This is a genomic window from Pseudomonas sp. ASL8, from assembly GCF_056680355.1.
On sequence record NZ_CM155278.1, the window covers coordinates 4,476,033 to 4,499,213 of the forward strand.

General features: G+C 57.2%; 17 protein-coding genes. 9 read left to right on the forward strand and 8 right to left on the reverse strand.

Annotated elements, in window-relative coordinates; genetic code table 11:
* Position 1 precedes the first annotated feature (1 nt).
* The 3 genes from AC1MEA_RS20470 to AC1MEA_RS20480 all read right to left on the reverse strand — a co-directional run bounded on the left by AC1MEA_RS20470 (position 2) and on the right by AC1MEA_RS20480 (position 5,315).
* A complete protein-coding gene (locus AC1MEA_RS20470; protein WP_480417202.1) occupies positions 2–3,211 on the reverse strand; it encodes an efflux RND transporter permease subunit in 3,210 nt (1,069 codons plus the stop codon).
* Positions 3,208–4,338, reverse strand: a complete 1,131-nt coding sequence (locus AC1MEA_RS20475) for an efflux RND transporter periplasmic adaptor subunit (RefSeq protein ID WP_219061731.1) — start codon at positions 4,336–4,338, stop codon at positions 3,208–3,210. The genes AC1MEA_RS20470 and AC1MEA_RS20475 overlap by 4 nt, the downstream gene beginning before the upstream one ends.
* Before the next feature lie 302 nt (positions 4,339–4,640).
* A complete protein-coding gene (locus AC1MEA_RS20480) occupies positions 4,641–5,315 on the reverse strand; it encodes a DUF3313 domain-containing protein (RefSeq protein WP_219061732.1) in 675 nt (224 codons plus the stop codon).
* A 334-nt stretch (positions 5,316–5,649) separates the two neighbouring features.
* Here AC1MEA_RS20480 and chrA point away from each other — a divergent pair, with 334 nt between their 5' ends.
* Positions 5,650–7,008: a chromate efflux transporter gene (gene chrA, locus AC1MEA_RS20485; RefSeq protein WP_219061733.1), complete on the forward strand. Its 1,359-nt coding sequence runs from the start codon at positions 5,650–5,652 to the stop codon at positions 7,006–7,008.
* A 192-nt stretch (positions 7,009–7,200) separates the two neighbouring features.
* Entirely contained in the window at positions 7,201–7,983 is a 783-nt protein-coding gene (locus tag AC1MEA_RS20490) for a sulfite exporter TauE/SafE family protein (protein ID WP_219061734.1), read from the forward strand.
* A 106-nt stretch (positions 7,984–8,089) separates the two neighbouring features.
* Here AC1MEA_RS20490 and AC1MEA_RS20495 read toward each other — a convergent pair whose 3' ends face one another.
* The 5 genes from AC1MEA_RS20495 to AC1MEA_RS20515 all read right to left on the reverse strand — a co-directional run bounded on the left by AC1MEA_RS20495 (position 8,090) and on the right by AC1MEA_RS20515 (position 13,175).
* Positions 8,090–9,187: a polyamine ABC transporter substrate-binding protein gene (locus AC1MEA_RS20495; RefSeq protein ID WP_480417203.1), complete on the reverse strand. Its 1,098-nt coding sequence runs from the start codon at positions 9,185–9,187 to the stop codon at positions 8,090–8,092.
* 57 nt (positions 9,188–9,244) lie between these two features.
* Positions 9,245–10,129 carry an ABC transporter permease subunit gene (locus tag AC1MEA_RS20500; RefSeq protein ID WP_219061736.1) on the reverse strand — a complete coding sequence of 295 codons (885 nt, stop codon included), beginning with the start codon at positions 10,127–10,129 and terminating at the stop codon, positions 9,245–9,247.
* Positions 10,126–11,007: an ABC transporter permease subunit gene (locus AC1MEA_RS20505; RefSeq protein ID WP_219062029.1), complete on the reverse strand. Its 882-nt coding sequence runs from the start codon at positions 11,005–11,007 to the stop codon at positions 10,126–10,128. The genes AC1MEA_RS20500 and AC1MEA_RS20505 overlap by 4 nt, the downstream gene beginning before the upstream one ends.
* A 29-nt stretch (positions 11,008–11,036) precedes the next feature.
* Complete coding sequence (gene potA / locus AC1MEA_RS20510; RefSeq protein WP_219061737.1) at positions 11,037–12,179, reverse strand: polyamine ABC transporter ATP-binding protein; 1,143 nt, start codon at positions 12,177–12,179, stop codon at positions 11,037–11,039.
* Between the two features lie 234 nt (positions 12,180–12,413).
* Positions 12,414–13,175, reverse strand: coding sequence for a gamma-glutamyl-gamma-aminobutyrate hydrolase family protein (locus tag AC1MEA_RS20515; protein WP_219061738.1), 762 nt, complete (start codon positions 13,173–13,175; stop codon positions 12,414–12,416).
* A 214-nt stretch (positions 13,176–13,389) separates the two neighbouring features.
* Between AC1MEA_RS20515 and AC1MEA_RS20520 the strand changes: the two genes are divergently transcribed.
* The 7 genes from AC1MEA_RS20520 to AC1MEA_RS20550 all read left to right on the forward strand — a co-directional run bounded on the left by AC1MEA_RS20520 (position 13,390) and on the right by AC1MEA_RS20550 (position 23,181).
* Positions 13,390–14,766, forward strand: coding sequence for a glutamine synthetase family protein (locus tag AC1MEA_RS20520; protein WP_449636167.1), 1,377 nt, complete (start codon positions 13,390–13,392; stop codon positions 14,764–14,766).
* Positions 14,767–14,801: 35 nt separating this feature from the next.
* Positions 14,802–16,292: an aldehyde dehydrogenase gene (locus AC1MEA_RS20525; protein ID WP_480417204.1), complete on the forward strand. Its 1,491-nt coding sequence runs from the start codon at positions 14,802–14,804 to the stop codon at positions 16,290–16,292.
* Positions 16,293–16,349: 57 nt separating this feature from the next.
* A complete protein-coding gene (locus AC1MEA_RS20530; RefSeq protein ID WP_219061741.1) occupies positions 16,350–17,630 on the forward strand; it encodes an NAD(P)/FAD-dependent oxidoreductase in 1,281 nt (426 codons plus the stop codon).
* Positions 17,631–17,771: 141 nt separating this feature from the next.
* Positions 17,772–18,320, forward strand: a complete 549-nt coding sequence (locus AC1MEA_RS20535; protein WP_219062030.1) for a cupin domain-containing protein — start codon at positions 17,772–17,774, stop codon at positions 18,318–18,320.
* Positions 18,321–18,502: 182 nt separating this feature from the next.
* The gene (gene fdnG, locus AC1MEA_RS20540) at positions 18,503–21,568 is read left to right on the forward strand and encodes a formate dehydrogenase-N subunit alpha (RefSeq protein WP_480417205.1); all 3,066 of its coding nucleotides are present in this window, start codon (positions 18,503–18,505) and stop codon (positions 21,566–21,568) included.
* The gene (fdxH, locus tag AC1MEA_RS20545; RefSeq protein WP_449636164.1) at positions 21,569–22,519 is read left to right on the forward strand and encodes a formate dehydrogenase subunit beta; all 951 of its coding nucleotides are present in this window, start codon (positions 21,569–21,571) and stop codon (positions 22,517–22,519) included. It abuts the gene before it with no gap.
* Positions 22,516–23,181, forward strand: a complete 666-nt coding sequence (locus AC1MEA_RS20550; RefSeq protein ID WP_480417206.1) for a formate dehydrogenase subunit gamma — start codon at positions 22,516–22,518, stop codon at positions 23,179–23,181. Before fdxH ends, AC1MEA_RS20550 begins: the two co-directional genes overlap by 4 nt.

A 23,181-nucleotide genomic window follows, 5' to 3' on the forward strand; every position in this document is an offset into this window, starting at 1 on the left:
CTTAATCCCCCTCATGTCGTTGTTGCGGGGCATGGACGGGGCCACCGCCCACAGGGGGCGCTTCATCAGGCTGCGCAGCCTCTTTGGACTTTCCGCTTTTCTCGGAAATACGCTCCACCAGGTAATAGAAGAGCGGGATGAAAAAAACCGCGATCACCGTCGCCGCGAGCATCCCGCCGATCACACCGGTACCGATGGAGTGGCGGCTGTTCTCGGAGGCGCCGACGGCAATCGCCAGCGGGACGCAGCCGAGGATGAACGCCAGAGAGGTCATCACGATGGGTCGCAGACGCTCCTTGGCGGCGGTCATCGCGGCGTCGAAAACGGACATGCCGGACTCACGGTTCAGTACGGCGAACTCGAAGATCAAAATGGCATTCTTGGCCGCCAGCGCGACAAGCATGGTCAGGCCGATCTGGAAGTAAACGTCGTTCGCCAAACCACGCATCAGGACCGCCAGCAAAGCACCGAACAATGCGAACGGCACCGCGAGCAGCACACCGACGGGCAGCGACCACTTCTCATACTGGGCGGCGAGGATCAGGAACACCATGATCAGACCGAAGGCGAAAACCTTGGAAGACGTACCTCCGCTCTTTTTCTCTTCGAACGCCTCGCCACTCCAGGCCACGCCATAGTCGCCGGTCATGCTCTGCGCGGCGACTTCCTCAAGCGCTTTGAGTGCCTGGCCGGAGCTGAATCCCGGTGCGGCATTGGCCGTCATCTTGACCGCTGGAAAGTTATTGAAGCGCGTCAGCAGGTCGGGGCCCGTCACGTAGCGGGTGGTCAGCAGGGCCTTGAGGGGAACCATCTGACCGTTGGTGCTCCGCACATAGATCTGCTGCAAGTCCTCGGCTCTTAGGCGGTAAGCGGGCTCGGCCTGGAGAATCACCTGCCACAGGCGACTGAACTTGTTGAACTGGGAAACGTACAGCGAGCCGAACATGGTTTGCATAGTGCTGTACACGTCTTCCACCGGAACGCCCAGCGTCTCGGCTTTTTCGCGGTCAACGTCAGCCAGCAATTGCCGAGAAAACGCATTGAATGTGCTGGTCATGCTGCCAATTTCCGGCCGCTGCTCAGCCTTGGCTTTGAAGCTACTCACCACCTCGGCCAATTGGCTGATGGTGGCGTCCCCCTTGCTCTGAATCCACAGTTCCATACCGCCGGTAGTTCCCAGACCAGGAATCGAGGGCGGATTGACTGGCAGGATGATGCCTTCCTGCACTTGGGAGAATGCTTTGGTCGCTGCCTTGATCACGGCAGGGGCGCTCTGGGCTGCGATGGTTTTCGAATCCTTGTAACGTTCTTCAAAATTCTTGAAGCCGACGAAGAAAGCGCCCGCATTGTTCTTGTTCTGACTGTCCAGCAAGCTGTAGCCGTTAACGATGGCCACGCCCTCGACAGCTTCGTTGTTTATGAAGTAGTCACTGGCGACCTTGCCAACCTCACCGGTGCGATCCAGGCTGGCAGCGTCAGGCATGATCACTGCGCCGAGTAAGTAACCTTGATCTTCCGGGGGTAGGAAGGCGCTTGGAATCCTTTGCATGATCAAAATGATCAGCACAATCATGCCGGCGAAGAGCAGTAGTGCGAGTACGAAACGCTTGATCATGAACGCGGCTGCGCGGGAGTAACCTTCGGTCATACGCTCGAAGTTACGATCGAACCAACGGAAGAATCCGCGCTTTTCTCCCACATGGGGTTTGAGCAGGAGGGCCGCCAGGGCGGGTGACAAGGTGAGGGCCACCAGACCGGAGATCACGACGGAGATAGCAATCGTGATTGCAAACTGTTTGTAGAGTTGGCCAGTGATGCCGCCCATGAATGCTACGGGAACGAACACCGCACACAGCACCAGCACAATGGCCACCACGGGGCCGGCCACCTCGTCCATGGCTCGCTTGGCGGCATCTTTGGGGTTCATTTTGTGGACGTGCATGTTGCGCTCGACGTTTTCGATCACCACGATCGCATCGTCCACCACAATGCCGATGGCCAGGACCATGCCGAACAGGGTCAGCATGTTGACCGAGAAGCCCAGCGCGGTCATGCCAATGAATGTACCGACGATGGAAACAGGCACGGCCAGCACCGGGATCAGGGTGGCGCGCAGACTTTGCAGGAAGGCGTAAACCACAATCACGACCAGCACCAGCGCCTCGAAGAAGGTGTACACCACCTCCGTAATGGAGGCTCGGGTGAAGGCGGTTGTGTCCATCACAACCTTGTATTCGATGCCCTCCGGAAAGGTTTTCTTCATCTGCGCCAAGGTCGCCGTGACCGCATTGGAGACATCCAGCGCATTGGCGCCGGGCTGCTGATAAACCGCCATCAAGGTCGCTGGCTTTCCCTGGTACGTGCTGCGCAATGAGTAATCTTTTTGTCCAAGCTCAGCCCGGCCGATGTCCTTGAGGTGAACAATCGCGGCGCCTTCGCCACTGGCCCGCAGGATGATGTTCTCGAACTCCGCAGGTTCGGTCAGCCGGCCCTTGGTCGTGACTGCAAAGGACTGCTCCACCGATTTGCCCGTAGGGGATTGGCCAATGCGGCCAACCGCGAACTGTTGGTTCTGGTTGGCCACCGCTTTCTGCACATCGGCAGCCGTAATCCCCAGCTGGGCCATCCGGTCGGGTTTCAGCCAGATCCGCATGGCATAGTCGGGTGTCCCGAAAATACTGGCCTGGTTGGCGCCGGGAATGCGCTTGATCGCGTCCAGTAAATAGAGGTTGGCGTAGTTGGCTATATAGGTAGCGTCGTAGCGGTTATCGGGGGAATACACCGCGATGACCATCATGAAGGCCGATGATTTTTTCTGAACCTGTATGCCCTGAGACTGGACCGCAGAGGGCAGTTGGGGGAGGGCGAGGTTGACCCGATTTTGCACGTCGACCTGTGCCAGGGAAGGATCAGTACCGATTTCGAAGAACACGTTCAGGGTCATGTTGCCCGTCGCAGAGCTCGACGAGTTCATGTAGATCATGTTGTCGGCACCGTTCACCTGCTGCTCGATGGGCGCAGCCACATTGTTGGCCACGACCTGAGCATCGGCCCCAGGGTAAGTGGCCGATACGGTGATCTGTGGTGGCGTGATCTCAGGATACTGGGCCACAGGCAGGTTCAACATCGCGACGGCACCCGCCAGGGTGATGACGATGGAAATCACCGAAGCGAAGATAGGCCGGTCAATGCAGTAATGAGAAATGCTCATGGTTGCCGCCGATTTTCATTGCCTGGTAAATCGGCTTTCAGCGGGTCTTTTTGAACAGGCAAAGAGGCGGCCTTGGGACGCTCTGCCGCTATGGCGGCGCTGGGTGGTGCCGCAACAGCGTTATCGACGATATTCAACGGAGCGCCGGGGGCAACCCGGAGCGCGCCGTCGACCACGATTCGCTCGCCCGCCCGCAAACCCTGAGTAATAAACCAGTCGGCGTCGTGCCAGTCGCCCACTTCGACAATGCGCTGTTCGGGCTTCGATTCTCCATTGATGACCCATACGTAGCGACTTCGTGCGCCCTCCAGAACCGCACGCTGTGGGACCAGAACGGCGTTTGGTCGAGACGCACCTATCGCCAGCGCGCGGACGAACTGGCCGGGGCGCAGCATGCCTTTTGGATTAGCCACCACCGCACGGACCAAAAATGTACCGGTTTCCGGGCTGAAGGAGGGCGCGGCAAAGTCAAGGCGGCCTCTATCGGGCACGATCGAACCATCAGCCAGTACCACTTCGACTTCAAAGTTACTGTTGGGAGGGAACTTGAGCTGACCCGCGGCAATTTCACTGCGGTATTTCAGCGTTTCGTTTTCCGAGAGGCTGAAATTGACATAAATCGGGTCCATCTGTGACACCGAGGTCAAGAGTCCCGATTCCCCAGGTGTCACATAGCTGCCTTCCTGTTTCTTGGCAAAGCTCGACAGGCCGGTAAGGGGGGACGCAATCGTGGTGTAACCCAGATTAAGCTGCTCGGTGCGCACCTGGCCTTGTGCGGCAAGTACGGCGGCCTGGGTCTGGCGCTCGTTACCGACGGCATTGTCGAGGTCCATCTTGCTGACTGCATTTTGTTGTGCCAGTGGTCGGACACGCGCCAGCGTGGCTTTGGCGACTTCCCAACGTGCTTGCTGCTGAGCCAATTGTCCCTGAGCCGACAGCAACGCTGCTTCGAAAGGCCGACGGTCCATCTGGAACAACACTTGCCCGGCCTTTACCAGCTCACCTTCGGTATATAACCTTTTTTCCAGAAAACCGGCGACACGAGCACGAATTTCGACTTCGCGAGAACTCTGTGTCTGAGCAACGAATTCGAAGACCACTGGCGTGTCGCGAGCAGTAACCGTCATGACGGTTACATCCGTGGGGGGGCGAGCGGAAGAAACGGGTTCTTTACCACAGCCGAAGAGCAGACTGAGAATGCCGGCCACCAAACCCATGTTTAAAGTCGCTAGTGTGCGGCGTGTATGTCTGGCTGAGCGAATACTCATGAGTAACCCCATGGGGTGATTGCGTTGTCAGTCCCTGAGCTTGAATGCCGATACTCAACCGCCGTCATTCTTTATGTGTGCCCGATGCATGTAAAACGGACAGGGTGTGCGTTGCGCTGATCACTCACTTCAGAAGGTGCACTAAATGGACTGCGTGACGATCACTTGGAAAAAGCTTTCATGTCATCAGTGACAATCTTGATGGCGGCTTTGAAGTCATCTGCACTCACGGCTTGGCGATTATTTTTGAGGGTTTTACCGAATACCTTTCGCACCGCCTTGACCAGTGGGGCTCCTGTCGTTGCATCAATAAGCTCAGACTCGACGTACAGTTCCGTATCTTGATCACGACTCCCCGTGGCTGCCGTGACACCACCTACCACCGCAGCCACAGGTACTACTTCGTACCAATGCATGCCTTCGTTGGAGGCTGTTACTCCGGTGATGGCCGAGCGCAAAATCATTGCGCGAGACCCGGCAGGCGCTTCCTTCAGGGTCGTGACGACGCGGTACTGTTGAGCCAGAGCGTTTTTCACGCTAGTGCTGGCGAACGACTGCAATGACTGCAAGGTCTGCATACTCACGCGTTCAGTCGGTTTGGGAGCTGGGTACAATTCGAGTTGGCGAAAAACAACAACAGAATAAGCCGAAGGTTTAAAACCGGGCGCCACCCAGCGCAACACTGTTTGACCGCTGGGCAAGGTTGTTTCCTGCAACCCGTCGTAATTCGAAATAAAACCGGAATATTGTTCCTTTTCTGTAACCTTGGAGGTGCAGCCAGCCACTAACCAGCAGCTCAATGCGACACCAACTGCCAACGTGCGGAATAGACTCATGAGTCATCGCTCTTCAGGGGCGCTATTAAGCGCGGACTGTAGCCGCGGCCCGGGATTTTATGCTTATCCCGATGGCTTTTTTTCTTGCTATATAGAGAGGCTAGTTGAGACCGTTCCCGCATGCTCGAATGACTAGAACATAGGTCATGAAAGGTAGATTTCCTTGATAAATGTCAAATTTTTTGGTCGGGCTCAGTGAATAAGCAGGCACGCCAATGTGGGGCGCATTCAACGGGTAGAACCTGCTGGCATCGAACGTATACTGGCGGGCTTGCGCGAAACCATCTCTCTTGAAGACCACTGCTCACCGAGTTTGTGAAAAAGGAACATCCCCATGAGTGACGTCACCCCCTCAGCCGTTGAACAGGACCTGCCACGGCCTGACGCCATCAGTTTCCGTGAGGCGTTCTGGTTCTGGTTGAAACTAGGCTTCATCAGCTTCGGTGGACCTGCGGGGCAGATCTCGATCATGCACCAGGAGCTGGTAGAACGTCGGCGCTGGATTTCAGAAAGACGATTCCTGCATGCCCTCAACTACTGCATGTTGCTTCCAGGCCCCGAGGCGCAGCAGTTGGCGATCTACATCGGTTGGCTGATGCATCGAACCTGGGGAGGTGTGATCGCAGGCGTGCTATTCGTGTTGCCCTCGCTGTTCATCCTGATCGCATTATCCTGGCTGTATATCGCCTTTGGCGAAGTACCCGTGGTGGCCGGGCTTTTCTATGGCATCAAGCCCGCAGTGACGGCCATCGTAGTGCAGGCGGCTCATCGAATCGGCTCGCGGGCGCTGAAGAACAATTGGCTGTGGGCCATCGCGGCAGCTTCATTCACCGCCATATTTGCGTTCAATGTCCCGTTCCCGCTGATCGTGCTGGGTGCCGCGTTGCTCGGCTATATCGGTGGGCGGCTGGCTCCCGAGAGTTTCAGGACCGGGGGCCATAGCGCCGCCAAAAAAACCTTCGGTCCGGCCTTGATCGATGACGATACCCCATCCCCTGACCATGCCCGATTTCACTGGTCGAAACTGGCGATGCTGATGCTCGTCGGGGCTGTACTGTGGTCGTTGCCGATGGGGATATTGACTGCGCTCTTTGGCTGGGAAGGCACCTTGACCCAGATGGGCTGGTTCTTTACCAAGGCCGCGTTGCTGACGTTTGGCGGTGCCTATGCCGTGCTTCCCTATGTCTACCAGGGTGCGGTCGGTCACTTTGGGTGGCTGACCCCGACACAGATGATTGATGGCCTGGCGCTGGGGGAAACCACGCCTGGGCCGCTGATCATGGTGGTGGCCTTCGTCGGTTTCATCGGCGCGTATGTCCTTCAGGTTTTCGGTGCTGATCATGTGTTTCTTGCAGGCGCCGTCGCGGCCACGCTGGTGACGTGGTTTACCTTCCTGCCTTCATTCCTGTTCATCCTCGCGGGTGGCCCGCTGGTGGAGTCGACTCACAACGAACTCAAGTTCACCGCGCCGCTCACCGGAATTACGGCTGCGGTGGTTGGGGTGATTCTCAATCTGGCGTGTTTCTTCGGTTACCACGTGCTTTGGCCCAAAGGATTCAACGGCAACCTCGACTGGCCCTCTGCGCTGATCGCGATTGCAGCGGCGGTTGCCTTGTTTCGCTTCAAGCGCGGCGTCATTCAGGTACTGATGGCCTGTGCGCTCATTGGTTTGGTCGTGCATCTACTGCGCTAGAGGGCGCGGGACGATCTGACGGCCATGTGTCTTAGACGCATCATGGCCTGATGCGAAGGCGAGCAGGCACAGCCCTTTCAGTAGAAAAAAGCATAAAGATAGACCATATCGATATAACTGGTTATTAAGAAAGGTCGCTATGCTGCGGGCCATATTTTTCATGCAGTCGCGCTTGATTTGTGGGATGTAGTAATGGATTTTGGCAGTGCTGGATTGGTCGTTGCAGGCTTGGTTGTCGGATTTATTGTAGGGATGACAGGTGTAGGTGGCGGCTCTTTAATGACGCCGATTTTACTGTGGTTTGGGATTAATCCGGCCACCGCAGTGGGCACGGATTTGCTGTATGCGGCGATCACGAAGTCCGGCGGCGTACTGGTTCACCGAAAGAACAAAAACATTGACTGGGCCATCACCGGCTGGCTGACACTCGGCAGTGTGCCGGCGGTAGCGCTGACGCTGTGGTTTTTGAGCAGTCTCCATGCCCCTGAAGCAATGAATGCGGTGATCAAGCAGACATTGGGTTTCGTATTGCTGGTGACAGCACTCGCCGTTTTCTTTAAGAAAAGGCTGCTTGCGTTTGCCCACAAACGTGCTGGCGGCAGCTATAACCTCAGCGGCTCGCGCTTGAATCTGCTGACGGTACTCACGGGGCTGATACTGGGCACCATGGTGGCATTGACCTCCATCGGCGCTGGCGCATTAGGCACCGTAGCACTCTTTATCCTGTACCCTTTTCTGGCCACCAAGCGTTTAGTCGGTACGGAAATCGCGCACGCTGTGCCGCTGACGCTGGTCGCAGGTTTGGGGCATGCGAGCATGGGTAATATGGATTGGCATGTATTAGGCTTCCTGTTGATAGGTTCACTTCCAGGAATTTACATGGGGAGTCATATGACGGGTCGAGTGTCTGACGAGACGCTGCGTCCTTGCCTGGCAATAATGCTGGTGTTCATTGGTTATAAGCTGGCGTTTTAATCCAGCTTGAATCATCGGCCCTTATATCGGTTTACTGCCCACATCGACGCTCACCTCAAAAAAACAGGCGCCCGAAGGCGCCCATGGTTGTATTAAAGGTGGCGTTCTATTTACCGAGTTTTACGCGTGTCCAACCACGCGTCATGAAGCGCTGGGTAGCAATGGGCAAGTCCGGTATCGCATAGAGGGTTGCCATCACAGCTTGTGGCGGGTACGAGCCGGGGTCATTACGTATCGATTCATCAACCAATGGCGTGGCCGCTGAGTTAGCGTTGCTGTAGCCCACGCTGTTGGTGATCTCGGCCATGATCTCGGGCCGCATCAGGAAGTTCATGAACTGGTAGGCACCTTCGACGTTTGATGCGTCTCTGGGTATTGCGACCATGTCATAAAAGCTGCCAGCACCCTCTTTAGGGATGCTGTACTCGATTTTCACCTTGCCCCCGGCTTCCACCGCGCGCGCCTTCGCCTGAAAAACATCACCCGAGTAACCGACGGCTACGCAAATGTTCCCGTTGGCGAGGTCGGAGATGTACTTGGAAGAGTGAAAGTAAGCCACCGAAGGGCGGATCTTCATATACAGCGTTTCTGCTTCGGCGATCTGCTTCTTGTCCTGAGAGTTCACGGGGTAGCCCAGATAGTGCAGGGCAGCCGGGAGCATTTCGGTGGGCGAGTCCAGAAAGCTGATGCCACAGGACTTCAGCTTCGCCGCATTTTCGGGCTTGAACAGCAGGTCCCAGGAGTTCACCGGCGCATCTACGCCCAGAGCCTCCTTGACCTTGTCCGGGTTGAAGCCAATGCCTATCGAACCCCACATGTAGGGGAAAGCGTGGCCATTATCGGGGTCGCTGGCGGAGGCGTTCTCCAGCAGCGTCGGGTTGAGATTTTTCCAGTTGGGCAACCTGGACTTGTCCAGCGGCTGGTAGACCCCGGCCTTGATCTGCTTGGCCAAAAAACTGTTGGACGGTACGACGATGTCATACCCCGACTTGCCTGCGAGCAATTTGGCTTCAAGGGTTTCATTACTGTCGAATACGTCGTAAACGACACGGATGCCCGTTTCGTCTTCGAACTTTTTGACGGTGTCCGGGGCGATGTAGTCAGACCAATTGTAGACGCGCAGGACCTTGTCATTGGCTTGGGCGAAGGTAGCGATTACGCCCAAAAAGGACACGGCAAGGAGAGTCCTGCCAAACATTTTCATGGGTACAGCTCCAATTTCTTTTTTTTATCCAGTGGCGCGTCACGGAACTGCGGCTGCCTAGGCAACCGCTTCTGCCATTTTCTGTTCTGGCTGTGTCCACGACTCGCTCGCGGTCTGCTCCATGGCTTCCTGAATCGCGACTTTGCGGTTGGCTTCGGCCCTGCGGCCGAAATACCAGACCAGGAACGTGGCGAAAGAGACCGTCAGCAGAATCAGGCTCGCAATGGCGTTGATCTCGGGCTTGACCCCAAGGCGTACCGCAGAGAAAACCTCCATTGGCAACGTTGTCGAGCCTGGGCCCGAAACGAAGCTGGCGAGTACCAGGTCGTCCAGTGATAAAGCGAAGGACATCATGCCGCCCGCTGCCAGTGACGGCGCGATCATGGGGATGGTGATCAGCGCAAACACCTTCCAGGGGCGCGCGCCCAGGTCCATGGCCGCTTCCTCGATCGACAGGTCCAGCTCACGCAGGCGTGACGAAACCACCACCGCTACATACGCGGAGCAGAAGGTGGTGTGGGCTATCCAGATTGTCATCAGGCCTCGCTCCTGAGGCCACCCCAGTATCTGGGCCATCGCGATGAACAGCAGCAGCAACGACAGGCCGGTGATCACTTCCGGCATGACCAGTGGCGCCGTTACCAGGCCACCAAACAGCGTGCGTCCCTTGAAGCGCGTGACGCGTGTCAGGACAAAGGCGGCCAGAGTTCCGAGGATCACGGCGGCGACTGCGGTGTAGCAGGCAATTTCAAGGGACCGGGCGACGGAGCCCATCAATTGCTTGTTGTCGAGCAGGCCCGCGTACCAGTGAATGGACCATCCACCCCAGACGGTGACGAGTTTGGAGGCGTTGAACGAGAAAATCACCAGAATCAGCATTGGCAGATAAATGAACATCAGGCCAAGCACCAGCATCAGTCTTGAAAATCCGAAACGGTTCATGCCCGTCCCTCCATCTCTTTGGCTTGGCTACGGTTGAAGAGCACGATGGGCACGATCAGGATGGCGAGCATGATCACTGCGAGTGCAGAGGCGACAGGCCAGTCACGGTTGTTGAAAAACTCCTGCCACAACACACGGCCGATCATCAGGGTTTCCGGCCCGCCCAGTAGCTCGGGAATAACGAACTCACCGACCACGGGAATGAACACCAGCATGCAGCCGGCGATGATGCCGTTCTTGGCCAGGGGCAGGGTGATTTTCCAGAAGCTGTTGAGCGTGCTTGATCCCAGGTCCGAGGCTGCTTCGAGCAGGCTCTGATCATGCTTGACCAGGTTGGCAAACAGCGGCAGGACCATGAAGGGCAGGTAGGCGTACACCACGCCTATATACACAGCGGTATTGGTGTTCAATATCTCTATCGGCTCTTGAATCAGACCGGTCCAAAGCAAAAACGCATTCAACAGACCGTTATTGCTCAGGATGCCCATCCAGGCGTAAACCCTGATCAGGATCGCCGTCCAGGTCGGCATCATGATCAGCAGCAACAATACGGTCTGTGCTTCCTTTCGGGCTTTGGAAATGGCGTAGGCCATCGGGAAGCCGATCAACAGGCACATCAGCGTACTGAAGAAGGCCACTTTCAATGAGCCCAGGTACGCCGAGAGGTACAGCTCATCATTGGTCAACAGGGCATAGTTGCCCATGTTCAGGAGCAGTTGAAACTTCTGCTCGGCGAAGGTGTAAATATCTGTGTAGGGTGGAATGGCCAGCGCTGCTTCGGAAAAGCTGATCTTCATCACGATGAAGAACGGCAGCGCGAAAAACAGGCATAGCCATATGAAGGGGACGCCGATAACCATTTGGCGCCCGCTGGGTATCAGTTTCTGAATCCGCTGGTTAATAGTGCTCATGAGCGCAATACCACGCCGCTGTCATCCTCCCACCAGACATAGACCGCATCATCCCAGGTCGGACGCGCGCCTCTGCGCTCAGCATTGGCCATGAACGCCTGAACGATCTTGCCACTGGGCAGTTCTACGTAAAACACCGAGTGCCCGCCCAAATAGGCGATGTCGTGAACCTTGCCTTCGGACCAGTTGTACCGGGCGTCGGGTTTTATCGTCGTCACCAGCAGCTTTTCCGGGCGAAGGGCATAGGTGATGGTCTTGTCTTCGACCGATGTACTGATCCCATGGCCGACGTAGATGTTCTGTGCCAGATCCGGGCACTGGATGACCGCGTAGCCTTCCTGGTCTTCAACCACGACGCCGTCGAACGCATTCACGTTGCCAATGAATTCGCACACCAGGCGGCTGGCGGGGGCTTCGTAGATGTCGACCGGGCTACCGGTCTGGGCGATCCAGCCCAGGTGCATGATGGAGATACGTTGGGCCATGGTCATGGCCTCTTCCTGATCGTGCGTCACCATGATGCAGGTCACGCCGACCCGCTCGATGATTTCAACCAGCTCCAGCTGCATGTGCGAACGCAGCTTCTTATCCAATGCGCCCATCGGTTCGTCGAGCAACAGCAGTTTGGGCCTTTTAGCCAGTGAGCGTGCCAGGGCAACACGCTGACGTTGTCCCCCCGAGAGCTGGTGGGGCTTGCGCTTGGCGTATTGGCTCATATGCACCAGCTTGAGCATTTCTTCTACGCGGGCTTCGATTTCAACTGCGGGAAGTCGGTCCTGCTTAAGCCCAAACGCAATGTTCTGGGCCACAGTCATGTGCGGGAACAACGCGTAAGACTGGAACATCATGTTGATTGGCCGCTCGTAGGGCGGCATGTCAGTGATGTCCACACCGTCGAGGTAGATTCGCCCTTCGGTCGGGCGCTCAAAACCTGCCAGCATGCGCAAGAGCGTGGATTTGCCAGAACCTGAACCACCGAGCAGAGCGAAAATTTCACCCTGATGGATTTCCAGGGACACATCGTCCACGGCAATCGTCTCGTCAAACTTCTTGGTTACGCGATCAATTTTAACCAGCACCTTTTTAGGGCGCGGATTGCCTTCAAGAGCCTTCCTGTAAATGCTGGAGGCGATAGCCATGTGAAACTCCCAACAGGTGTTAGCAGTCTGGCCAATACGGCCGGACTTAATAGGTTGATTACAAACCCGCTTGAGGCGGGTTTATCCGGCGCAGCTGTCCCTGCCGCCCAATGCTGCATCTTGTTTTGTCGTTAGTACCGGGGTGGCCGCCATGAGGGACGTGTACATGCACAGTCCACTTCACAGTGACGTCTGGATCGTTGAATGTTGTCTTGTGCGGTCGAGATCGAGCCGTCAGCGCACGCTTCGACGCGCAGCGCGCTGCCGACACGCGTCGCCAAACGCCTGGAAAATACTCAAGTAAGGAGGGTTCGATAGCACCTGCCATTCCGGGTGCCATTGCACGCCGACGGCAAAGGTTTTGCTGCCTTCGATTGAGATCGCCTCGATCAGTCCATCGCTGGCGGTGGCCTCGACCCGTAAACCGGGTGCCAGCCTGTCAATGCCTTGGGAATGAATTGAATTGACCTGGATAACGGGGGGCAGATCGAGTGCTTCGAATACCCCGCCAGGCTGCACGTGCACGGTATGGGCGACACCGTATTGGACTTCCAGGCTTGAATCGTCGGCTTCGCGATGATCCATGAACGTATCGGTCTCGTGCACTTTCTGGTGGAGGCTGCCGCCAAAGGCCACGTTCATTTCCTGAAAACCTCGACAAATGCCGAGCACTGGAACGCCAGCAGCCACCGCTGCACGCAACAGGGGAAGGGTGGTGCTATCACGCTGGGGATCGTGGGCGGTGCCCGCTTCGCTTGCTGCGCCCTGATAGTGGAACGGCTCAACATTTGAGGGCGAACCGGTAAACAGCAGGCCGTCCAAATGTTCCAGCAACCCGTCTATATCAGTCAGTTCCGCCAGGGACGGAATAACGACGGGAAGCCCTTGCGCGGCGACGCACACAGCACGCAAGTACTTGTCTCCGCTCACATGGTAGGCATGCAGCCCAATGTCTTTGACGCACGCAGTCACACCAACCAATGGCTTGATTGCCATTTTTATCACCTCGAAAAATACGCTTGAACGAGCTTTTCCGGAGCTTAGCCATGTTGATTTTAATTAACAACCGTTCTGTAAAAGATTTCGCACAAAATATCCTTACTGTTCGATATTGCGCAAATAATACCCGTTGACTTCCTAAATCCTTTCGGATTGACTGGAGTAGTGAAAGGGCGGTGAATATTATTATTAACAATAAAGGTCTTCCAACATGTCGGTACCCCTGCGTGCCGTTCAGCTCAATGAAGCGAACGCATTCCTTAAGAAACATCCTGAGGTTTTGTACGTTGACCTGCTGATTGCGGACATGAACGGCGTGGTGCGTGGCAAACGCATCGAGCGCACCAGTCTTCACAAGGTCTACGAGAAAGGTATCAACCTGCCTGCCTCCCTGTTTGCCCTGGATATCAACGGCTCTACGGTGGAAAGCACAGGCCTGGGTCTGGATATCGGTGATTCCGACCGAATCTGTTATCCGATCCCTGACACCCTCTGCGACGAACCGTGGCAAAAACGTCCGACTGCTCAACTACTCATGACCATGCACGAACTCGAAGGGCAGCCGTTTTTCGCCGACCCTCGCGAAGTCCTGCGTCAGGTCGTCAGCAAATTCGATGAGATGGGCCTGACTATCTGTGCCGCCTTCGAGCTGGAGTTCTACCTGATTGACCAGGAGAACGTGAACGGTCGTCCGCAGTCTCCACGCTCGCCTATCTCCGGCAAACGTCCGCATTCGACTCAGGTATACCTGATCGATGATCTGGACGAATACGTTGATTGCCTGCAAGACATTCTTGAAGGTGCCAAGGAGCAAGGTATCCCCGCGGATGCCATCGTCAAGGAAAGTGCGCCTGCGCAATTCGAGGTGAACCTGCATCACGTCGCTGATCCGATCAAGGCGTGCGATTACGCGGTCTTGCTCAAGCGCCTGATCAAGAACATCGCCTATGACCATGAAATGGACACCACCTTCATGGCCAAACCGTATCCCGGACAAGCGGGTAACGGGCTGCACGTGCATATTTCTATTTTGGACAAAGACGGCAAAAATATTTTTACCTGCGACGACCCGGAAAAAAGCGAGATCCTGCGCCATGCCATTGGTGGCGTGCTGGAAACCTTGCCGGCCTCGATGGCTTTCCTCTGCCCGAACGTAAACTCGTACCGTCGCTTCGGCGCGCAGTTCTATGTGCCGAACTCTCCAAGCTGGGGGATCGATAACCGGACTGTGGCAATTCGAGTACCGACCGGCTCCCCGGATGCCGTGCGTATCGAACACCGGGTGGCGGGCGCGGATGCCAACCCGTATCTGTTGATGGCGGCGGTCCTTGCCGGTGTGCATCACGGCCTGACCAACAAGATCGAACCGGGTGAGCCTGTTGAAGGCAACTCCTACGAACAGAACGAGCAAAGCCTGCCCAACAACCTGCGCGATGCGTTGCGCGAGCTGGATGACAGCGAGATTTTGGCGCGCTACATCGACCCCAAGTACATCGACGTTTTTGTTGCGTGCAAAGAGAGCGAACTCGCCGAGTTTGAGAACTCCATTTCAGACCTTGAGTACAACTGGTACTTGCACACGGTCTGACGCTCGCCAACATTCTCTGCGTTGAGTTTATAAAAATGGTCAAAAATCGCAGCGACTGGGAGCAGTACTTCCAGTCACTCACCCTTGAAGGTCGGGCATTCATTGACGGCCAATACTGCTGGGCCGCCAGCGGTGAAACGTTCGCCAGCAATAGCCCGGTCGACGGGCGCTTTCTGGCGAACGTCGCAAGCACCGACGTGGCCGATGCCGACATTGCGGTACAGGCCGCTCGCCGGGCGTTCGAATCAGGCGTGTGGTCAGGGCTCGCGCCGGTAGAGCGCAAGCGGATTCTTATCCGTTTCGCCGACCTGATCCTCGCCCATAAAGAGGAACTGGCGCTGCTGGAAACCCTCGACATGGGTAAACCCATCAGCGACGCCCTGGCCATCGACGTGCCAGCGACTGCTAACGCGATCCGATGGAATGCAGAGGCGATCGACAAGATTTACGACGAGGTCGCCCCTACGCCAGCGGACCAACTGGGGCTGATTACCCGAGAACCTGCGGGCGTGGTGGCTGCTATCGTGCCGTGGAACTTCCCGATGATCATGGCCAGCTGGAAGTTTGCGCCGGCGCTGGCTGCTGGTAACTCCTTTATTCTCAAACCGTCTGAGAAGTCGCCACTGTCGGCGATTCGGATTGCCCAGTTGGCGCTGGAAGCGGGGATACCCAAGGGTGTCTTCAACGTGTTGCCGGGGTTCGGTCATACGGTCGGCAAAGCGCTGGCATTGCATGCGGATGTTGATGTACTGGCGTTTACCGGCTCCACCGCTGTCGCCAAGCAACTGCTGATCTATGCCGGACAGAGCAACCTGAAACGTGTATGGCTCGAGGCGGGTGGCAAAAGCCCTAACATCGTCTTTGCCGATGCTCCCGATTTGCACGCTGCAGCGCAGGCGGCGGCCAGTGCCATTGCCTTCAACCAGGGCGAAGTCTGTACGGCGGGTTCACGGTTGCTGGTCGAGCGGTCGATCAAGGACCAGTTCATTCCTATGGTCGTCGAGGCGCTAAAAGCCTGGACGCCCGGGCATGCACTGGACCCGGCGACGACCGTCGGCGCCGTGGTCGATGGACGTCAGCTTGAGTCCGTGCTCAGGTACATCGACGTCGGCAAGAAGGAGGGCGCCCGATTGCTCGCGGGCGGCAATCGAATTCTTGAGGACACCGGCGGCCTGTATATCGAACCGACGATTTTCGAGGGCGTGACCAATGCGATGACCATTGCCCGGGAAGAGATCTTCGGCCCGGTGCTATCGGTCATCACCTTCGACACGGTCGAAGAAGCGTTGAGCATCGCCAACGACAGCATCTTTGGCTTGGCGGCAGGCGTCTGGACGCGGGACCTGAGCAAAGCTCACCGCGTTGCCAGAGGCCTTCGGGCCGGCAGTGTCTGGGTCAACCAGTACGACGGCGGCGATATGACCGCGCCCTTTGGCGGATTCAAGCAATCGGGCAACGGTCGAGACAAGTCATTGCATGCGTTCGATAAGTACACCGAACTCAAGGCAACCTGGATCAAGCTTTAAACCTCTTGAAAAAGGCGGACACATGCACAGCTGTGTGTCCCGCCGAGGAATTCAATCATGCAACCTTACGTAAATAGCTACTACGCCACGACCCGGAACAACGTCGGCGATTTCCCGATTCTTGACCAGGTTATCGAATGCGATGTCTGTGTGATCGGCGCGGGATACACCGGCTTGTCATCGGCGCTGTTTCTGACCGAAGCAGGCTACAGCGTGACCGTCCTCGAAAGTGCCAAAGTGGGCTTCGGGGCGAGCGGTCGCAACGGCGGTCAGTTGGTCAACTCGTACAGCCGTGATGTCGATGTCATCGAACAGCGTTACGGCGACAAAACCGCGCAAGTGCTGGGAAGCATGATTTTCGAGGGTGGAGACATCATCCGCCAGCGAATCAAGCAGTACGACATCCAATGCGATTACCGCCAAGGCGGCATTTTCGCTGCGCTCAACAAGAAGCAACTCAAAGGTCTTGAAGGGCAAAAAAGTCATTGGGAACGCTACGGCAACCAGCAACTGCGGATGCTCGGTGCCGCCGACATCGCTAAAGAAGTCGGTACTGACAATTATGTCGGTGGCCTTCTGGACATGTCGGGCGGGCACGTTCATCCGTTGAACCTGGCGCTGGGTGAAGCGGCGGCCATCATTCGGCTGGGCGGGAAAATTTTCGAGCAGTCGGCCGCGATCAACATCGCTTACGGCGAGCCTATCGTTGTGAGCACGGCCAAAGGCCAGGTGAGAGCAAAGTACCTGCTGATTGCGGGCAACGCTTACCTGAACGAAGACCTGGACCCGCGCGTGACGCGCAAGAGCATGCCGTGCGGCTCACAAATTGTCGTGACCGAGCCGTTGTCGGAAAAAGTTGCCAAGAGCCTGATCACCCACAATTACTGTGTCGAAGACTGCAACTACCTGCTCGATTATTTCCGGCTCACGGCAGACAACCGCCTGCTCTACGGGGGCGGTGTGGTTTACGGTGCCCGCGAGCCGAAAGACATCGAACAACTGATCCTGCCAAAAATCCTCAAGACGTTTCCACAGTTGAAAGGGATCAAAATTGATTACCGCTGGACAGGCAACTTCTTGCTGACCATGTCTCGCATGCCTCAATTCGGTCGCGTTGAAAAAAATGCCTACTACATGCAAGGCTACAGCGGGCATGGCGTGACCTGCTCGCACCTGGCCGGGAAACTGATTTCGGAGATGATTCGTGGTGACGCGGAACGCTTCGACGCGTTTGCATCCCTCCCGCACATGCCGATGATGGGTGGCAGGGCGTTCCAGGTTCCACTTACGGCCCTGGGCGCCACGTATTACGCCATGCGTGACCGGTTCGGCATCTAGCACACATTGATTGCGGCGGCCCGCTCAACGCAGGCCGCCGTTCTTTTTGTCGGCCACTTATGCAATCGGCTGAGCTCTATGAACAAACGTGATTTAATACTCGACGCTCTACCCTTTGAGTATTTTTCACATAAGGCTGCCATGGACACGGGGACACGACTCAAATTAGTACGTGAAAGCTACAAACTGTCTCAGCGCGAGCTGGCCAGGCGTAGCGGCGTCACGAATGCCACGGTCTCCCTGATTGAGCAGAATCGTGTAAGCCCTTCAGTCAGTTCTCTGAAGAAATTGCTCGGCGGCATACCCATGTCACTGGCTGATTTCTTTACCTTCGACCAACCCCCTCGGGAGGACCGCTACGTCTTCCGCGCCAATGAACAACCCGATCTGGGCCGTAATGGCCTGCGTCTGTTGCTCATAGGTGCGACCGTGGGGAGCCGGCAGATGCGTTTTTTGCGCGAGCAATACGCACCAGGCGCGAGCTCCGGCGAGGAACCCATCGTGCATGCCGAAGGTGAGGAGTGCGGGCTGGTGACACGCGGCACGGTCGAGTTGACGGTTGATGGCCAAGTCAGCGTGCTCAATGCCGGTGACGGTTACTATTTCTCCACCACCTTGCCTCACCGGTTTCAAAACATCGGGCAGGACGAGGCCGAGATCATCAGCGCGAACACCCCCGCGAACTTCTGATATCCAGCACCTTGATCAGGGATGGCTGGCAGTTGGCGATCACCGGCGATCCGGTTTCATTACAGCGTTTGCAATCTTGACTAAAGTATCAAGTGTCGGCGGCCGCGCCGTCGACGCAACCGTGATCGTCCAAGACACCCCGGCCACGTCCAGAGTGTCCTCCACCTGATCAGGAGTACACGATGGATCTCAACCGTCGTCAGTTCTTCAAGGTCGCCGCCATTGGACTTGGCGGCTCAAGCCTGGCCGCGCTGGGCATGGCCCCTGAGCCAGCCTTCGCCGAGCAAGTGCGTCACTTCAAGCTGGCCCATACCCATGAAACCCGTAACACCTGCCCCTATTGTTCGGTGGGCTGCGGCTTGATCATGTACAGCCAGGGCGATTCGGCCAAGAACGTCGCGCAAAACATCATCCACATCGAAGGCGACGCCGACCATCCGGTCAACCGAGGCACCCTGTGCCCCAAAGGCGCGGGCCTGCTGGACTTCATCCATAGCCCGGACCGTTTGCAATACCCGCAGGTGCGCAAGGCGGGCAGCAACGAGTGGACGCGGGTGTCCTGGGATGAAGCGCTCGATCGCGTCGCCGACCTGATGAAGGCGGACCGTGATGCCAACTTCATCGAGAAGAATGCCCAAGGCCAGACTGTCAACCGCTGGCTGTCGGTGGGTTTTCTTGCGGCCTCTGCGGCGTCCAATGAGGCCGGGTACCTGACCCATAAGGTCATTCGCAGCCTTGGCATGCTGGGGTTCGATAACCAGGCGCGTGTCTGACACGGTCCGACGGTGGCAAGTCTTGCCCCGACGTACGGCCGTGGAGCCATGACCAATACCTGGACCGATATCGCCAACGCGAACCTGATCCTGGTCATGGGCGGCAATGCTGCCGAAGCTCACCCTTGCGGCTTCAAGTGGGTAACGGAAGCCAAAGCGCACAATCAGGCGCGGCTGATCGTGGTCGACCCACGGTTTACCCGTACCGCCTCCGTGGCCGACTATTACGCGCCGATCCGTACCGGTAGCGACATAGCGTTCATGGGTGGGCTGATCAACTACTTGCTGACTGAAGACAAGATTCAGCACGAATACGTGCGGGCCTATACGGACGTATCGTTCATCGTCAAGGCGGGCTTTGGCTTCGAAGACGGCTTGTTCACCGGCTACGACGCGGCCAAACGCACCTACACCGATAAATCAAGTTGGGGTTACGAACTCGGTGAGGACGGCTTTGCCAAGGTCGACCCAACCCTGCAAGACCCGCGCTGCGTCTATCAGTTGATGAAGCACCACTACAGCCGCTATACCCCGGAGCTGGCCAGCCAGATCTGCGGTATGCCGCAAGACGCCATGGTCAAGATATGGACCGAGATCGCCACCTGCTCGCAACCGGGCAAGACCATGACGATTCTCTACGCCTTGGGCTGGACCCAGCATTCGGTCGGCTCACAAATGATCCGCAGTGCGGCCATGGTCCAACTGTTGCTGGGCAACGTCGGCATGCCTGGCGGCGGGGTCAATGCCTTGCGCGGGCACTCCAACATCCAGGGCCTGACGGATTTGGGACTCTTGTCAAATTCACTGCCCGGCTACCTGACACTGCCGAGTGATGGCGAACAGGACTACGACGCTTATATTGCCAAGCGTGCGCTAAAACCGTTGCGTCCAGGGCAGTTGTCCTACTGGCAGAACTACGGCAAGTTCCACGTCAGCCTGATGAAGTCATGGTATGGGGCCAACGCCACGGCAGAAAACCACTGGGGCTATGACTGGCTGCCTAAACTCGACATCCCCGGCTACGACATCTTGAAAATGTTCGACATGATGGGCCAGGGCCAGGTCAACGGCTATATGTGCCAGGGCTTCAACCCCATCGCTGCGTTGCCCGACAAAAACCGGGTGACCGCCGCACTGGGCAAACTCAAATGGCTGGTGGTGATGGACCCATTGGCGACCGAGACCTCGGAGTTCTGGCGCAATGCCGGGCCCTACAATGACGTCAATACCGCCAGTATCCAGACCGAAGTGATTCGTTTGCCCACCACCTGTTTCGCCGAAGAGGACGGCTCACTGGTAAACAGCAGTCGCTGGTTGCAATGGCACTGGAAAGGCGCCGACGGCCCAGGTGAAGCCCGCACCGACGTGCAGATCATGACCGAGCTGTTCCTGCGCTTGCGCCAACGCTATCAAGCTAACGGCGGTGCATTTCCCGACCCGATCCTCAAGCTCGGCTGGCCCTATAAAATTCCGGACGAGCCATCACCAGAAGAGCTCGCCCGGGAAATCAATGGCAGCGCTACCGCTGACTTCGCCGATGCCAGCGGCGCGGCAATCAAGAGCGGCCAGCAACTGGCCGGCTTCGCCCAGCTCAAGGACGATGGCAGCACCGCGTCGGGCTGCTGGATTTTCTGCGGCAGCTGGACCGAACAGGGTAACCAGATGGCCCGCCGCGACAACAGTGACCCTTATGGCATGAAGCAGCACCTGGGTTGGGCGTGGGCCTGGCCGATGAACCGACGCATTCTCTACAACCGCGCCTCGGCCGATCCGCAGGGTAAGCCCTGGGCCGAGAACAAGCGTCTGCTGTGGTGGAACGGCAAGGTCTGGACCGGCACTGACGTTCCCGACTACAAGGCCGATGTGGCGCCAGAAGCGGGCATGAACCCCTTCATCATGAACCCCGAAGGGGTAGCGCGTTTCTTTGCCATCGACAAAATGGCCGAAGGACCGTTTCCGGAGCATTACGAGCCGTTCGAGACGCCTATCGGCATCAACCCATTGCACCCCGACAACAAAAAGGTCACGAGCAATCCGGCTGCTCGTATTTTCGATTCGGTCTGGGACTCGCTCGGAACGGCCAAGGACTTCCCCTACGCCGCGACCAGTTACCGGCTGACCGAGCACTTTCACTTCTGGACCAAGCATTGCCGGATCAACGCGATTGCCCAGCCCGAGCAATTTGTCGAGATTGGTGAAGTCCTGGCCAAGGAGAAGGGCATCGTCGCGGGCGACCGGGTGCGGGTCAGTTCCAAGCGCGGGCATATCGAGGCGGTGGCGGTGGTGACTAAACGGATTCGACCGCTGCAGGTCAACAATCAGACGGTGCACCATATCGGTATCCCGCTGCACTGGGGTTTTACCGGGCTCACCCGCCATGGCTACCTGACCAATACCCTGGTGCCATTCCTCGGCGACGGCAATACCCAGACCCCGGAATCCAAGTCATTTCTGGTCAACGTGGAGAAACTCTAAATGGCCAGCCAAGACATTATTGCCCGTTCGGCCACCACCACCTTACCGCCTTCGGTGCGTCAACAAGAGGAAGTGGCCAAGCTGATCGACACCACCAAGTGCATCGGTTGCAAGGCGTGTCAGGTTGCCTGTTCGGAATGGAACGAGCTGCGCGACGAGGTCGGTCACAACCACGGGACTTACGACAACCCCCATGACCTCAGCGCCGAGACCTGGACGCTGATGCGCTTCACTGAGCATGAAAACACGGCGGGTAACTTGGAATGGCTGATCCGCAAGGATGGTTGCATGCACTGTGCTGACCCTGGCTGCCTGAAGGCCTGCCCGAGCCCGGGGGCAATCGTCAAACTCGCCAACGGCATCGTCGACTTCAATCAGGACCATTGCATCGGCTGTGGCTATTGCATCACCGGCTGCCCCTTCGATGTCCCGCGCATCTCGCAGAAGGATCACAAGGCCTACAAGTGCACGCTGTGCTCGGACCGGGTGGCAGTAGGTCTGGAGCCCGCCTGCGTCAAGACCTGCCCGACCGGAGCCATCGTGTTCGGCAGCAAGGAGGACATGAAAGAGCATGCCGCCGAACGCATCGTGGACCTCAAGTCTCGGGGCTTCGAGCACGCTGGGCTGTACGATCCTTCCGGGGTCGGTGGCACCCATGTGATGTACGTGCTGCACCACGCCGACGATCCTTCGCTCTACGCGGGCTTGCCGAAGGACCCGGTGATCAGTCCATTCGTGGACCTCTGGAAAGGCGTGAGTAAACCCCTGGCGTTGCTGGCCATGGGTGCGGCGGTACTGGCGGGATTTTTCCATTACGTGCGCATTGGCCCGCAGCGGGTCGAAGAAGACGAGCATCAGGCGGGCAAGGACCCCAGCGTGCATGAGGTCGACCCGGCCGTGCATGTCTATGATCCGCATAACCCAGGCCCTCGCGGGGAAGACAGACCATGAATCACAAACCGATCCTGCGTTACACCGCCAATCAACGCACCCATCATTGGCTGGTAGCGATTCTGTTTTTCATGGTGGCCCTGTCAGGGTTGGCACTGTTCCATCCGGCGCTGTTCTGGCTCAGTCACGTGTTTGGCGGCGGACCCTGGACACGCATCCTGCACCCCTTCATGGGCGTCCTGATGTTCCTGCTGTTTCTGGGGCTGGTTATCCGCTTCTGGCGGGCTAACTTCTTTATCGCCAACGACCGCCTGTGGCTCAAGCGGATTAACCGTGTGATGCGTAACGAAGAGGAGGGTGTACCGCCAATCGGCAAATACAACCCTGGGCAGAAGCTGCTGTTCTGGACTTTACTGATCTGCATGTGGGTGCTGTTACTCAGCGGTCTGGTGATCTGGCGGGTGTATTTCAGCAACTACTTCAGTATCACGGCCATTCGCCTGGCGATGCTGTTGCATGCCGTGGCAGCCTTTGTGCTGATACTGAGCATCATCGTGCATATCTATGCGGGCATCTGGATCAAGGGTTCGGTGAACGCCATGCTGCATGGCTGGGTCAGTAGCGCCTGGGCGAAGAAACACCATGAGCTCTGGTACCGCGAGGTGACTCGCGATGACAGCCGCGTTGAGCGTCCCGACCGCCCGATAATAAAAAAGGGATGA

Excerpts from the sequence above, each read along its gene's own strand:
- AC1MEA_RS20480 (WP_219061732.1), bottom strand. The coding sequence starts at position 5,315 with ATGAGTCTATTCCGCACGTTGGCAGTTGGTGTCGCATTGAGCTGCTGG.
- AC1MEA_RS20515 (WP_219061738.1), bottom strand. The coding sequence starts at position 13,175 with ATGGCAATCAAGCCATTGGTTGGTGTGACTGCGTGCGTCAAAGACATT.
- AC1MEA_RS20530 (WP_219061741.1), top strand. The coding sequence starts at position 16,350 with ATGCAACCTTACGTAAATAGCTACTACGCCACGACCCGGAACAACGTC.
- AC1MEA_RS20470 (WP_480417202.1), bottom strand. The coding sequence starts at position 3,211 with ATGAGCATTTCTCATTACTGCATTGACCGGCCTATCTTCGCTTCGGTG.
- AC1MEA_RS20500 (WP_219061736.1), bottom strand. The coding sequence starts at position 10,129 with ATGAACCGTTTCGGATTTTCAAGACTGATGCTGGTGCTTGGCCTGATG.
- AC1MEA_RS20490 (WP_219061734.1), top strand. The coding sequence starts at position 7,201 with ATGGATTTTGGCAGTGCTGGATTGGTCGTTGCAGGCTTGGTTGTCGGA.
- AC1MEA_RS20520 (WP_449636167.1), top strand. The coding sequence starts at position 13,390 with ATGTCGGTACCCCTGCGTGCCGTTCAGCTCAATGAAGCGAACGCATTC.
- AC1MEA_RS20550 (WP_480417206.1), top strand. The coding sequence starts at position 22,516 with ATGAATCACAAACCGATCCTGCGTTACACCGCCAATCAACGCACCCAT.
- AC1MEA_RS20535 (WP_219062030.1), top strand. The coding sequence starts at position 17,772 with ATGGACACGGGGACACGACTCAAATTAGTACGTGAAAGCTACAAACTG.
- AC1MEA_RS20495 (WP_480417203.1), bottom strand. The coding sequence starts at position 9,187 with ATGAAAATGTTTGGCAGGACTCTCCTTGCCGTGTCCTTTTTGGGCGTA.
- potA (WP_219061737.1), bottom strand. The coding sequence starts at position 12,179 with ATGGCTATCGCCTCCAGCATTTACAGGAAGGCTCTTGAAGGCAATCCG.
- AC1MEA_RS20475 (WP_219061731.1), bottom strand. The coding sequence starts at position 4,338 with ATGACGGTTACTGCTCGCGACACGCCAGTGGTCTTCGAATTCGTTGCT.
- AC1MEA_RS20525 (WP_480417204.1), top strand. The coding sequence starts at position 14,802 with ATGGTCAAAAATCGCAGCGACTGGGAGCAGTACTTCCAGTCACTCACC.
- chrA (WP_219061733.1), top strand. The coding sequence starts at position 5,650 with ATGAGTGACGTCACCCCCTCAGCCGTTGAACAGGACCTGCCACGGCCT.
- fdxH (WP_449636164.1), top strand. The coding sequence starts at position 21,569 with ATGGCCAGCCAAGACATTATTGCCCGTTCGGCCACCACCACCTTACCG.